13 protein-coding genes are annotated in these 12,185 nt (G+C 62.2%); all 13 read left to right on the forward strand.

Annotated elements, in window-relative coordinates; genetic code table 11:
• The first annotated feature begins 125 nt into the window (after window positions 1-125).
• The 13 genes from rpsM to LHFGNBLO_RS23040 all read left to right on the forward strand — a co-directional run bounded on the left by rpsM (window position 126) and on the right by LHFGNBLO_RS23040 (window position 12,182).
• Window positions 126-494: a 30S ribosomal protein S13 gene (gene rpsM, locus LHFGNBLO_RS22980; RefSeq protein ID WP_006205445.1), complete on the forward strand. Its 369-nt coding sequence runs from the start codon at window positions 126-128 to the stop codon at window positions 492-494.
• Between the two features lie 158 nt (window positions 495-652).
• Complete coding sequence (gene rpsK, locus LHFGNBLO_RS22985; protein WP_006205444.1) at window positions 653-1,042, forward strand: 30S ribosomal protein S11; 390 nt, start codon at window positions 653-655, stop codon at window positions 1,040-1,042.
• Window positions 1,043-1,143: 101 nt separating this feature from the next.
• Window positions 1,144-2,154 carry a DNA-directed RNA polymerase subunit alpha gene (locus tag LHFGNBLO_RS22990; protein WP_023799278.1) on the forward strand — a complete coding sequence of 337 codons (1,011 nt, stop codon included), beginning with the start codon at window positions 1,144-1,146 and terminating at the stop codon, window positions 2,152-2,154.
• Between the two features lie 104 nt (window positions 2,155-2,258).
• Window positions 2,259-2,690 (forward strand): 50S ribosomal protein L17, encoded by a 432-nt coding sequence (rplQ, locus tag LHFGNBLO_RS22995; protein WP_023682598.1) that lies wholly within the window; start codon window positions 2,259-2,261, stop codon window positions 2,688-2,690.
• A 192-nt stretch (window positions 2,691-2,882) separates the two neighbouring features.
• Complete coding sequence (locus LHFGNBLO_RS23000; protein WP_258601613.1) at window positions 2,883-4,370, forward strand: DegQ family serine endoprotease; 1,488 nt, start codon at window positions 2,883-2,885, stop codon at window positions 4,368-4,370.
• 45 nt (window positions 4,371-4,415) lie between these two features.
• Window positions 4,416-5,726, forward strand: a complete 1,311-nt coding sequence (locus LHFGNBLO_RS23005; RefSeq protein WP_258601614.1) for a replication-associated recombination protein A — start codon at window positions 4,416-4,418, stop codon at window positions 5,724-5,726.
• Window positions 5,727-5,728: 2 nt separating this feature from the next.
• A complete protein-coding gene (locus LHFGNBLO_RS23010) occupies window positions 5,729-6,412 on the forward strand; it encodes a DUF930 domain-containing protein (protein ID WP_258601615.1) in 684 nt (227 codons plus the stop codon).
• 190 nt (window positions 6,413-6,602) lie between these two features.
• A complete protein-coding gene (locus LHFGNBLO_RS23015) occupies window positions 6,603-7,433 on the forward strand; it encodes an aspartyl/asparaginyl beta-hydroxylase domain-containing protein (RefSeq protein WP_258601616.1) in 831 nt (276 codons plus the stop codon).
• Window positions 7,434-7,596: 163 nt separating this feature from the next.
• Window positions 7,597-8,562 (forward strand): GAF domain-containing protein, encoded by a 966-nt coding sequence (locus LHFGNBLO_RS23020; RefSeq protein WP_258601617.1) that lies wholly within the window; start codon window positions 7,597-7,599, stop codon window positions 8,560-8,562.
• Window positions 8,563-8,702: 140 nt separating this feature from the next.
• Window positions 8,703-10,220, forward strand: a complete 1,518-nt coding sequence (gene adh / locus LHFGNBLO_RS23025; protein WP_258601618.1) for an aldehyde dehydrogenase — start codon at window positions 8,703-8,705, stop codon at window positions 10,218-10,220.
• Window positions 10,221-10,296: 76 nt separating this feature from the next.
• Window positions 10,297-10,653: a DUF779 domain-containing protein gene (locus LHFGNBLO_RS23030; RefSeq protein WP_258601619.1), complete on the forward strand. Its 357-nt coding sequence runs from the start codon at window positions 10,297-10,299 to the stop codon at window positions 10,651-10,653.
• 31 nt (window positions 10,654-10,684) lie between these two features.
• Window positions 10,685-11,059 (forward strand): fluoride efflux transporter CrcB, encoded by a 375-nt coding sequence (gene crcB / locus LHFGNBLO_RS23035; RefSeq protein ID WP_258601620.1) that lies wholly within the window; start codon window positions 10,685-10,687, stop codon window positions 11,057-11,059.
• Between the two features lie 142 nt (window positions 11,060-11,201).
• Complete coding sequence (locus LHFGNBLO_RS23040) at window positions 11,202-12,182, forward strand: RluA family pseudouridine synthase (RefSeq protein WP_258601621.1); 981 nt, start codon at window positions 11,202-11,204, stop codon at window positions 12,180-12,182.
• The last annotated feature ends 3 nt before the right edge of the window (window positions 12,183-12,185 follow it).

The raw sequence follows: 12,185 nt of genomic DNA on the forward strand, positions 1-12,185 counted from the left end.
GCAAGGCTGCTGCTTTGAACTGGAAACTCCCGCATGGGCCGGCCTCCACCGGACGCGGGGCAAATGAACAGCGCCGGGCCTGCCTCTTTTGAAGGTTGGCCGGCCCACATGGAGAAGAGAAGAACATGGCTCGTATAGCCGGCGTTAACATTCCGACCAACAAGCGCGTCGTCATTGCGCTTCAGTACATTCACGGCATTGGCAAGAAGTTCGCCCAGGAGATCGTCGACAAGGTCGGCATCCCGGCCGAGCGCCGCGTCAACCAGCTGACCGACGCGGAAGTGCTGCAGATCCGCGAGACGATCGACCGCGACTATCAGGTCGAAGGCGACCTGCGTCGCGAAGTGTCGATGAACATCAAGCGGCTCATGGACCTCGGCTGCTACCGCGGCCTGCGTCACCGCCGCTCGCTGCCGGTTCGCGGCCAGCGCACGCATACCAATGCGCGCACCCGCAAGGGCCCGGCCAAGTCGATCGCCGGCAAGAAGAAGTAATTTAAGGGAATAAGGGAGTAGGGGAGTAAGGCAGTAGGGAATGCCCGCCAATCGGGTCGCATTTTTCCCTACTCCCTTACTGCCCTATTTCCCTACTCCCTTACGATGGTGGAGCCGCTGGCATTACGGCGGTGTAGAGATCAACTGAAAGGACTATCATGGCCAAGGAAGCCGCTCGTGTTCGCCGTCGCGAACGCAAGAACATCTCGTCGGGCGTTGCCCACGTCAATTCGACCTTCAACAATACGATGATCACCATCACCGACGCGCAGGGCAATTCCATTGCCTGGTCGTCGGCCGGTGCCCAGGGCTTCAAGGGTTCGCGCAAGTCGACCCCGTTCGCTGCCCAGATGGCTGCCGAAGACGTCGCCAAGAAGGCCCAGGAACACGGCATGCGCATGCTCGAAGTCGAGGTTTGCGGACCCGGCTCCGGCCGTGAATCGGCACTGCGCGCCCTGCAGGCGGCCGGCTTCACCATCACCTCGATCCGTGATGTGACGCCGATCCCGCACAATGGCTGCCGCCCGCGCAAGAAGCGCCGCGTCTAAAGAATTACCGAACGCCGCGCGAGCGCCCCGGGCGCTCCTCCACGGCATTCCAGGTCGCCCGCCACGATTGGATGGTGGCGGGTCAACGGAAGGAAAGCATCATGATCCAGAAAAATTGGCAGGAACTGATCAAGCCGAACAAGATCGAGTTCTCGTCGAAGAAGAAGACGCTGACCACGCTGGTCGCCGAGCCGCTCGAGCGCGGCTTTGGTCTCACGCTCGGCAACGCGCTGCGCCGCGTGCTTCTGTCTTCGCTGCGTGGCGCGGCTGTGACCGCCGTACAGATCGACGGCGTTCTGCATGAATTCTCGTCCATCGCCGGTGTGCGCGAGGACGTGACCGACATCGTCTTGAACATCAAGGAAATCGCCATCCGCATGGAAGGCGATGGCCCCAAGCGCATGGTCGTGCGCAAGCAGGGACCAGGTGCGGTTCTCGCCGGCGACATCCAGACGGTTGGCGACGTCGAGATCCTCAATCCCGACCACGTCATCTGCACGCTGGACGAGGGCGCTGAAATCCGCATGGAATTCACCGTCGACACCGGCAAGGGCTACGTGCCGGCCGACCGCAACCGCGCCGAAGACGCGCCGATCGGCCTCATCCCGGTCGACAGCCTCTATTCGCCGGTCAAGAAGGTCTCCTACAAGGTCGAGAACACCCGCGAGGGCCAGGTTCTCGATTACGACAAGCTGACCATGACCATCGACACCGACGGTTCGATCTCGGGTGAGGACGCTGTGGCGTTCGCTGCCCGCATCCTGCAGGACCAGCTTGGCCTGTTCGTCAATTTCGACGAGCCGCAGAAGGAAGTTGCCGCCGAGCAGGTGACCGAACTTGCCTTCAATCCGGCGCTGCTGAAGAAGGTCGACGAGCTCGAGCTTTCAGTGCGTTCGGCCAACTGCCTGAAGAACGACAACATCGTCTATATCGGCGACCTGATCCAGAAGACCGAAGCGGAGATGCTGCGCACCCCGAACTTCGGCCGCAAGTCGCTGAACGAGATCAAGGAAGTCCTGGCGGCGATGGGCCTGCACCTCGGCATGGAAGTGCCGGACTGGCCGCCGGAAAACATCGAAGACCTCGCCAAGCGCTACGAAGATCAATATTGAGCATGAATTCCAAGGATCGGCGGCGTGGGCCACTCGATCCGACGGTCATGCGGAAAACCACCAGAGGCCGCGGTCTCTTGAACAACTGAAGAAGGAAAAGAGCCATGCGCCACGGTTTCAAAGGCCGTCGCTTCGCCCGAAGCATTAGCCATCGCAAGTCGATGTTTGCCAACCTCGCCGTGTCGCTGCTCGAGCATGAGCAGATCGTCACCACGCTGCCGAAGGCGAAGGACCTGCGTCCGATCGTCGAGAAGCTGGTGACGCTCGGCAAGCGCGGCGACCTGCACGCCCGCCGCCAGGTCATTGCCCAGATCGGCAATGAAGGCGTCGTCAAGCGTCTGTTCGACACCATCGCGCCGCGCTACGCCACCCGCAACGGCGGCTATCTTCGCATCATGAAGGCCGGCTTCCGCCACGGCGACAATGCCGCCATGGCGGTCATCGAGTTCGTCGACCGCGACACCTCGGCCAAGGGCGCCGGCGACCGTGCTCGCATCGAGGCCGAAGGCACCGACGAGGAAGCCGCAGCTGCATAAGCTTCGTCTATCCCAAGTGAATTCAAAGGGGCCTGCGGGCCCCTTTTTGTTTTCTGGAAGCAGTAGCAGGCGTTCACGCTGGTTCGTGGTCCAAACCGAGGGTTTTTGGCCAAAATAATCGGATTTCAGCGGCTTAGCCTTTTATTTTGCACAATCGTCGGGACAGATGGCGCCCGACTTGGAGGATTCGGAATGCATATCAAACGGTTGTCCCTTGTTCTGGTCTGCGCTGTCATGGCGTTGGCTGTCGTGCCGGCGGCCAGGCAGGCACTGGCCGAAGACACCAAGACCGATCCGGGCCTGTCCGACGTGCTGACCGACCTGCTGCATGGCGTCGAAGGCGAGAACGCTACCTCCGGTCCCGACAAGCGCGTGCCGTTTGGCCGCGAGGAGGTGCAGTTGTCCTTCGCGCCGCTGGTCAAGCAGACGGCGCCGGCCGTGGTCAACGTCTACGCCTCGCAAACGGCCAAGGTGACGTCACCTTTCGACGGCGATCCGTTCTTCGAGGAGTTCTTTGGCCGCTCGCAGCCCCGCGCCCAGTCCTCGCTCGGTTCCGGCGTGCTGGTCGATCCGACCGGCGTCGTGGTCACCAATTTCCACGTCGTCAAGGACGCCGACCAGGTCAAGGTCGCCACCGCGGATGGGCGCGAATTTGCCAGCAAGGTGCTGCTCAAGGACGAGACGCTCGATCTCGCCGTGCTCAAGATCGAATCCGACAAGCCTTTTCCGGTCATCGCCATCGGCGATTCCGACGCGCTCGAGGTCGGCGACCTGGTGCTGGCCATCGGCAATCCCTTCGGCGTCGGCCAGACCACCACCAGCGGCATCGTTTCGGCACTTGCCCGCAGCCATATCGGCGTTTCCGATTCCGGCTTCTTCATCCAGACCGACGCCGCCATCAATCCCGGCAATTCCGGCGGCGCGCTGATCAACATGGGTGGTCAACTGGTCGGCATCAACACCGCCATCTACAGCCGGAGCGGCGGTTCGATCGGCATCGGCTTTGCCATCCCTTCGAACATGGTGCGGGCCTTCGCCGATGCTGCCAAGGCCGGGCTCGATTTCTTCGAGCGGCCCTATATCGGAGCGGAATTCGAGGCGGTCACGCCGCAGATCGCCGAATCGCTCGCCATGGAGGCGCCGACCGGAGCGCTGGTTTCTTCCGTCGACGAAGCCGGGCCGGCAGCCAAGGCGGGCCTCAAGCCGGGCGACGTCGTATTGTCTCTCAACGGCAAGCCGCTCGAGAGCATCGAAGCCCTGGACTACCGGATGGCGACGTTGTCGATCGGCACCAACGCCAGCTTCGCAGTTCTGAGCAAGGGCAAGCAGGCGACGATGGACATCGCGCTGGAGCGGGCGCCGGAAGGCGCAAAGTCCTCGGAAGTGACACTGCACGGACGCAGCCCGTTTTCCGGCGCCAAGGTTGCGGAATTGTCGCCGCGTCTGGCCCAGCGTCTGGGAATGCGCACGGATCTCAAGGGCGTCACCGTGATCGACATCAACCGCGATTCGCCCGCCGCCGACTTCGGTTTCCAGCCGGGCGATATCGTGCGCGAGGTCAACGGCACAACCATCGACACCGCCGCGATCCTGGAACAGGCGGTCAAGCAGGATACGCGCTGGTGGCGCTTTACGGTCGAGCGTGGCGGGCAGATACTGCGCCAGGTGTTGCGTTACTGAGTTCGATCCTCGCGAAAGAGATCGTGCTCCAACCAAAAGAAGTGCATGGCCGATCTGTTCAGCGTCGATGAACCGGAAAAGGCGCCGCCCGGCCGGCCGCTGGCCGACCGGCTGCGGCCGAAGAATCTCGGCGAGGTGGTCGGTCAAGAGCATCTGACAGGGCCCGACGGCGCGCTGACACGGCTGATCGGCTCCGGTTCGCTCGGCTCGATGATCTTCTGGGGACCGCCAGGCACTGGAAAAACCACCGTCGCGCGGCTGCTTGCCGGCGAAACCAGTCTCGCTTTCGAACAGATTTCCGCGGTGTTTTCCGGCGTCGCCGACCTGAAAAAGGTGTTCGAGGCAGCGAAGCTCCGGCGCTCCAATGGCCGCCAGACGCTGCTGTTCGTCGATGAGATCCATCGTTTCAACCGCGCCCAGCAGGATTCCTTTCTCCCTGTCATGGAAGATGGCACCGTCGTGCTGGTTGGCGCCACGACCGAGAACCCGTCCTTCGAGCTGAACGCCGCACTTTTGTCCCGCGCCCGCGTGCTGGTCTTCCATTCGCTTGGCGAGGGGAGCATCGCCAAGCTGCTGGGGCGGGCAGAGGAGACCGAGGGCAGGGCGCTACCGCTCGACGACGAGGCGAGGGCGATGCTCGTCCGCATGAGCGACGGCGACGGCCGTGCATCGCTCACGCTGGCAGAGGAAGTCTGGCGCGCCGCCAAGCCCGGCGAGGTCTTCGACGCCGATGGCCTGCAGCGCATCGTCCAGCGCCGCGCGCCGATCTATGACAAGGGCCAGGACGGCCACTACAATCTGATCTCGGCGCTGCACAAATCGGTGCGCGGTTCCGACCCCGACGCCGCACTCTATTATCTCGCCCGCATGTTCGACGCCGGTGAGGATCCGCTCTATCTCGGCCGTAGGCTGGTGCGCATGGCGATGGAAGATATCGGCCTGGCCGATCCGCAAGCGCTGGTCATCGCCAACGCCGCCAAGGACGCTTACGACTATCTGGGCTCGCCCGAGGGCGAACTCGCCTTCGCCGAGGCCACCGTCTATCTGGCCACAGCGCCCAAATCCAACGCCGTCTACACCGCCTTCAAGTCAGCAACACGGGCAGCGAAGGAATTCGGTTCGCTGCTGCCGCCGAAACACATCCTCAATGCGCCCACCAAGCTGATGAAAGAGGAAGATTACGGTGCCGGCTATCGGTACGACCACGACGAGCCCGACGCCTTTTCCGGCCAGGACTATTTTCCGGAAAAGATGGGCCGCCAGACATTCTACGATCCGCCCGAGCGCGGCTTCGAGCGTGATATCAGGAAGCGGCTAGATTATTGGGCGAAGCTGCGCGCCGATCGGGAAAAGTAGGCTTGCGCGCCCCAGTGGTCCTTGCCGTTCGGGACGAGACATTGACATGGGGCATTTCCACCTCAGTCATCCTGCACATGCTACTCGCCGCCATGCTGGCCTTGATGCCGGCGCCAAAGCGTCCGAAACGACCAGGGGAAGAGCGCGTTTCCGTCGACATCCTGACACCAAGGCAGTTTGAAGCGGCAACCAATCCGCAAGCCGCACCGGAGGTGCTCAAGGCGCCGGCTGCAACGGCTGCGCCTCCCGCCAACACCGCTTTTGCTCGAGAACCTGCACCGGCTTCTGCGGCGCCTCCAGCCATGATCCATCCAACAGAAATGCTGTCGGCCAAGACGCTGGCCGATCCGCGCAGCAGACAGGCGCGCGCCGATCTGGCGACGTTTGCCTCCGATGAGCGCATGGTGCAGCTCTGCAATCTCGAGGCGTTGGACCAGATTCACCAATGGCGACCGGATTTCCAGCCGGAGCAGGTGGTGCCTTATGCAACGGCTGAGGAGAAGATCACCGGCGCGACGATCATCGCCGATGGCGCGGCCTTCCGCAGCGCCAAGAACTGGTACGGCCTGAAATTCAAATGCGAGCTGGCGCAGGATGGCGAGACCGTCATCGGCTTCGCGTTCCTTGTCGGCGATCCCGTGCCCCAGGCGAAATGGGACGAACTCGGCCTGCCGGCGGTGCACTGACACCTTCCAGGCACTGCGTATCGAGGTTAGCGGCCTGCCCAAAGCGTCGCTGCTCGCTCACGTGGCGCTCACACCAGTTTGATTGGGCGCTGCAAGGCAAAAATCTTACCACAGCGTGTCACTGGGCCGGGGGGCGCTGCCAGGATTGGCGAACCACTTTCGAACAGGGCCGCGCTCTGCGCGTCGAAACATGACAAAGACTCTTCGTAAATCGCTTCGCCAGTTTGTGATAGCGGTGCCGTTTCTCACGCTTGGCTTCTACTTCATTCCGATCGAAACTGCGGTGTTCATCGTGCTCGGCCTGATCGACGTGCTGCGCAACGACAACAAGGATTGGGGGCTGTTCCGCCGCTACTTCCTCGGCAACGGGTTGTTCACCTGGCTGCTTTCGCCCTTCAATCTGCTGGTCGATCTGCTGTCCTACAAAAACCCGGGTGTCTGGAAGCTGGACCAGTTTCCAGAGGACTATCAGCGCGAGGTCAGCGAGGTGCTGTCGGTCTTCAAGGCACGCAAGGATGAAATCATTGCCGATATCGACGCCAATTTCGGTGCCGGCCGGCGCGGCATGTATGTCTATCAGTGGTACGGCAAGCACAAAATCGACAACGTCGCTGAATTCAACAAGGATTTCAAATACATCAAGACGATCGCCGTATCGATTTTCAGCGGGCGGGAATCGACCTCCTGGCATTTCGGACCCCTGCGCCTCAGCCTGCGCATCCTCTACAATCTCATCCCGGTAAAGGCGGAGGTGTTCGTCGAATGCGGCAACGCCAAGAACTACTGGCACGACAATCCGCTGTACATTTTCGACGACACGCTGCTGCACCGTTCGGTCAACGAGTATGACGGGCGCCGCTACTGCGTGTTCGTGGACATCATCAGACCGTCGCCATTCCCCGGTCTGATCTCAGCGCTTCTCGCCATCGTTTCGGTCAGCGTCGAGCGGATCAACGCCATGTTCTATAAAAACTGGAAGATGATCGGTTCGAGCAAGTCGAAAAAGGTCGCGGCGGTCTGAGCCTTCGACAGGCGACAGCCCGTGAGAGGCAAATAGCCCCTACGGCAGCATCTCGGTTGCCCTTGCACCATCGTCTTATATCGACATCGGCCCCCGATCCCGTAGAACGTGATGGGAGTGCGTCGCTGGGAGGTTGGGGCGGCATCGTGCTCCGGGAGGACGAGTGAGCGCACAGCCGGCCCATCATGCGGATATTGTACAGGCAGCAATCGCCACCAGCGATGCCGCCCGCTCGGCGTTGATCGCCTCCTGGAGGCGTTCGCTTACATTGCACGGGCTGGACCCGGCCGAGCGAAAGGCGCCGAGACGTCTGACTGAGAGCGAGCTCAGGCAGGCTCGGCAACGAATGGAGCCACTGCTTCGTGCCGCGGATGCGAGCCTCGATCGGCTCTATCTGGCAGTAGGCGGCATCGGCTGCTGCGTGATGCTTGCCGATCGCGAAGGGATTCCGGTCGAGCGCCGGGGTGCTTCCGCCGATGACGATACGTTCGACGAATGGGGCTTGTGGACAGGCACGGTGTGGAGCGAGGACAGCGAAGGCACCAACGGGATCGGTACCTGCCTTGCCGACCAGCGCTCCCTTACCATTCACCGCGACCAGCACTTCTTCTCGCGCAACACGCTGCTCAGTTGCACGACGGCGCCGATCTACGATCACGAGGGCAATCTGGCGGCTGCGCTCGATGTGTCGTCCTGCAGGTCGGATTTGACCGAAGACTTCGTCAACCTGATCGCCATGGCGGTCGGCGATGCCGCACGACGCATCGAGGCGGAGAATTTTCGCCTGGCTTTTTCGGGCGCCCGCATTTCGCTGGCCCCGGTGGGCGAGCGCAGCGCCGGCGCGCTGATAGCTGTCGATGCCGATGATCTCGTGGTCGGTGCGACACGCTCGGCGCGACTGGCTCTCGGCATCACGCAACAGACGCTGACCAAGGGATTGCCGGCAGCTGATGTCCTGGGCCACTCCGCAAAAGCCGCCGAAGAGCTTGGCGAGGCAGAGCGTGGCGTGGTCCAACGCGCGCTCGCCCGCGCCGAAGGCAACGTCTCGGCCGCAGCGCACAATCTCGGTATTTCCCGCGCCACGCTGCATCGAAAACTCGTGCGACTAGGCATCCGCCGCACGCATTGAGTTTTCTGACCCGAAGCTGTCGCAGAACTGCGACAGTCGGCGCTAGCGACTGTCTGGCCGGGGCTGACAAGTCCGGCGCCATCCCGCAACTCTTCCTCATCACGAACCGCATCCCGCGGTCGTTTCCTGGGAGGAAGACAATGAACAAGGTTGAATTTTCTCGCACGGCCAAGGTCCCCTTTGCCAAGCGCTACGACAACTACATCGGCGGCAACTGGGTGGCGCCGAAATCCGGAAAATATTTCGAGAACATCTCGCCGGTGAACGGCCGTCCGCTCGGCGAGATTGCTCGCTCCGACGCCAGCGATATCGAGGCTGCGCTCGACGCCGCGCACAAGGCCAAGGATGCCTGGGGCAAGACGAGTGCCGCCGCCCGCGCGCTGATCCTCAACCGGATCGCCGATCGCATGGAGGACAATCTAGACCTGCTGGCCCTCGCCGAAACATGGGACAACGGCAAGCCGATCCGCGAGACCACCGCGGCCGACCTGCCGCTCGCCATCGATCATTTCCGCTATTTCGCCGGGGCCGTGCGCGCCCAGGAGGGTGGCATTTCCGAGATCGACCACGACACTGTAGCTTATCATTTCCATGAGCCGCTCGGCGTCGTAGGCCTGATCATCCCCTGGAATTTCCCGCTGCTGATGGCCGTGTGGAAACTTGCTCCGGCGCTCGCGGCCGGCAACTGCGTCGTCTTGAAGCCAGCCGAACAGACGCCTGCCACCATCATGCTGTGGGCGGACCTGATCGGTGACCTCCTGCCGGATGGCGTACTCAACATCGTCAACGGTTTTGGCCTGGAAGCCGGCAAGCCGCTCGCCTCGTCGAATCGCATCGCCAAGATCGCTTTCACCGGCGAGACCACGACCGGGCGCCTGATCTCGCAATATGCCAGCCAGAACCTCATCCCGGTCACGCTCGAACTCGGCGGCAAGTCGCCCAACATCTTTTTCCAGGACGTGACCGCGGAGGACGATGATTTCTTCGACAAGGCGATCGAAGGCTTTGTCATGTTCGCGCTCAACCAGGGCGAGGTCTGCACCTGCCCCAGCCGGGCGCTGGTGCATGAGAAGATCTACGACAAGTTCATGGAAAAGGCACTGAAGCGGGTCGAGGCGATCGTGCAGGGCGATCCTCTGGATCCGGCAACGATGATCGGGGCGCAGGCGTCTAGTGAGCAATTGGAGAAGATCCTGTCCTACTTCGACATCGGCCGTCAGGAAGGCGCCGAAGTGCTGATCGGTGGCGAGCAAAACCATCTGCCGGGCGACCTCGCAGGCGGCTACTACGTCAAGCCGACGGTGTTCAAGGGCCACAACAAGATGCGCGTCTTCCAGGAGGAGATCTTTGGGCCGGTGGTTTCGGTCACCACTTTCAAGGATGATGACGAGGCGCTGTCGATCGCCAATGACACGCTCTATGGCCTCGGGGCCGGCATCTGGAGCCGCGACGCGAACCGCTGCTACCGCTTTGGTCGCGCCATCCAGGCGGGCCGCGTGTGGACCAACTGCTACCACGCCTATCCCGCGCATGCGGCGTTCGGCGGTTACAAGCAGTCCGGCATCGGCCGCGAGAACCACAAGATGATGCTCGACCACTATCAGCAGACCAAGAACATGCTGGTCAGCTACAGCCCGAAGAAGCTTGGCTTCTTCTGATCGCCCAAAGGCGCACTATCAGGCGGTGCGGCCGAACAGGCCGCGCCGCCGTACCGGCCCCCTGGGAGGATTTTTGATGCTCGACAAGGTGTCCATGGGAAAGGTTTCCGCGACGCCCGAAGCCGTAGCGTTTCTGGCCGAAATCATCGCCGACCACGGTCCGGTGCTGTTTCACCAGTCCGGCGGCTGTTGCGACGGCTCCTCGCCCATGTGCTATCCGCGAGGCGACTTCATCCTCGGCGACAATGACGTCATGCTAGGCGAGATCGGTGAGACGCCGGTCTATATCAGCGGCTCGCAATATGAGGTGTGGAAGCACACGGATCTCATCATCGACGTCGTTCCGGGCAGGGGTGGCATGTTCTCTCTCGACAACGGGCGTGAGAGGCGATTCCTGACGCGTTCAACACTTTGTGCCGTCCGGCCGGATTGACCGAGCTGCCCTGTTGAGGGCAGTAAACGGGATGCTCAATCTTCTCCTCGTTACAGTGGGTGGCGCGATCGGTGCCGGTATCCGTCACCTCACAAACATAGGCGCGCTGCGTCTTGTCGGTCCGAATTTCCCCTGGGGGACGATGGCGATCAACATCGTCGGCTCCTTTGCCATGGGGCTGTTCATCGCCATCCTGATGCGGCGCGGCGGGTCGAACGAGTTGCGTCTGTTCGTGGCCACCGGCATCCTTGGCGGCTTCACCACTTTCTCCGCCTTTTCGCTCGATTTCGCGACGCTGTGGGAGCGTGGTGCTGCGCTGCCGGCGTTCGGATACGCCCTGGCTAGCGTTGTTGGGGCAATTATCGCGCTGTTTCTGGGGCTTTGGCTCGCAAGAACCGTTTCATAATGCTATTGCCGCGGCTACAGCGCGCCGCGCGTCCTTTTGGACACGGATAGGACGCTGTAGAAATTTTCATCTTGCGCATGATCCTTTCCGAAAATCGAAACCGATTTTCGGGGTCATGCGCTAGAAACGGATAGCGAAAATCATGGCAGGCGTTGAACAGATCACGGTGGAGGCCGGCGAGGCGGGCATGCGGCTCGATCGCTGGTTCAAGACCCATTTTCCAGGTCTCGGTTTCGGCCACCTGCAAAAGCTGCTGCGTTCGGGCCAGATCCGTGTCGATGGCGGGCGGGTAAAGGCCGACACCCGGGTCGAACCGGGCCAGATGGTTCGCGTGCCGCCGCTCGAGGTGGACAAGAAAGGCGAAAGCGCGCTCACCGGCCATTCGATCCGCAACCAGGGCGACGCCGACGTCCTGGCAAAGATGCTGATCCATGAGGATCCCAAGGTCTTCGTGTTCAACAAGCCGGCGGGTCTCGCCGTGCAAGGCGGCTCCGGCGTCACCCGCAATGTCGACGACATGCTGGAAGCCTGGCGCAACCAGAAGGGCGAGAAACCGCGCCTGGTGCATCGGCTCGACCGCGATACCTCAGGCGTGCTGGTCGTCGCCCGCACCAGGCTTGCCGCCATGAAACTCGCCGAAGCGTTTCGGGCGCGTGAGACCAAGAAAACCTACTGGGCGCTGGTCAAGGGCGTGCCGCCGAAGCGCGAGGACAAGATCTCGACCTGGCTGATCAAGGAGCCGACGCCCGACGGTGACCGCGTGCGTGTCGCCAAGCATGGCGAAAAGGGCGCCGACCACGCCGTTTCCTACTACCGGGTCGTCGAGCAGGCTGCACAGACGATGACCTGGCTGGAGATGGAACCCTATACCGGCCGCACTCACCAGCTTCGTGTCCATGCCGCTTATATCGGCTGCCCGATCATCGGCGATCCCAAATATTTCGAAGCCGACACCAACTGGGACTTTCCGGGCGGCATGCAGAACCGCCTGCACCTGCATGCGCGCCGCATCGTCATCCCGCATCCAGACAAGGGCTTCATCGATGTCACCGCGCCCATGCCGCCTCACATGCGCCAGAGCTGGAACCTGATCGGTTTCGACGACGCCAGCGCGGAGGACTAGTGT

This window comes from Mesorhizobium sp. AR10 (assembly GCF_024746795.1).
In the GTDB taxonomy this organism is placed as follows: Bacteria; Pseudomonadota; Alphaproteobacteria; order Rhizobiales; family Rhizobiaceae; genus Mesorhizobium.

What these genes read in the sequence shown, in the direction of transcription:
- rpsM (WP_006205445.1), top strand. Translation starts at nt 126, where the DNA reads ATGGCTCGTATAGCCGGCGTTAACATTCCGACCAACAAGCGCGTCGTC.
- rpsK (WP_006205444.1), top strand. Translation starts at nt 653, where the DNA reads ATGGCCAAGGAAGCCGCTCGTGTTCGCCGTCGCGAACGCAAGAACATC.
- LHFGNBLO_RS22990 (WP_023799278.1), top strand. Translation starts at nt 1,144, where the DNA reads ATGATCCAGAAAAATTGGCAGGAACTGATCAAGCCGAACAAGATCGAG.
- rplQ (WP_023682598.1), top strand. Translation starts at nt 2,259, where the DNA reads ATGCGCCACGGTTTCAAAGGCCGTCGCTTCGCCCGAAGCATTAGCCAT.
- LHFGNBLO_RS23000 (WP_258601613.1), top strand. Translation starts at nt 2,883, where the DNA reads ATGCATATCAAACGGTTGTCCCTTGTTCTGGTCTGCGCTGTCATGGCG.
- LHFGNBLO_RS23005 (WP_258601614.1), top strand. Translation starts at nt 4,416, where the DNA reads ATGGCCGATCTGTTCAGCGTCGATGAACCGGAAAAGGCGCCGCCCGGC.
- LHFGNBLO_RS23015 (WP_258601616.1), top strand. Translation starts at nt 6,603, where the DNA reads ATGACAAAGACTCTTCGTAAATCGCTTCGCCAGTTTGTGATAGCGGTG.
- adh (WP_258601618.1), top strand. Translation starts at nt 8,703, where the DNA reads ATGAACAAGGTTGAATTTTCTCGCACGGCCAAGGTCCCCTTTGCCAAG.
- LHFGNBLO_RS23030 (WP_258601619.1), top strand. Translation starts at nt 10,297, where the DNA reads ATGCTCGACAAGGTGTCCATGGGAAAGGTTTCCGCGACGCCCGAAGCC.
- crcB (WP_258601620.1), top strand. Translation starts at nt 10,685, where the DNA reads ATGCTCAATCTTCTCCTCGTTACAGTGGGTGGCGCGATCGGTGCCGGT.
- LHFGNBLO_RS23040 (WP_258601621.1), top strand. Translation starts at nt 11,202, where the DNA reads ATGGCAGGCGTTGAACAGATCACGGTGGAGGCCGGCGAGGCGGGCATG.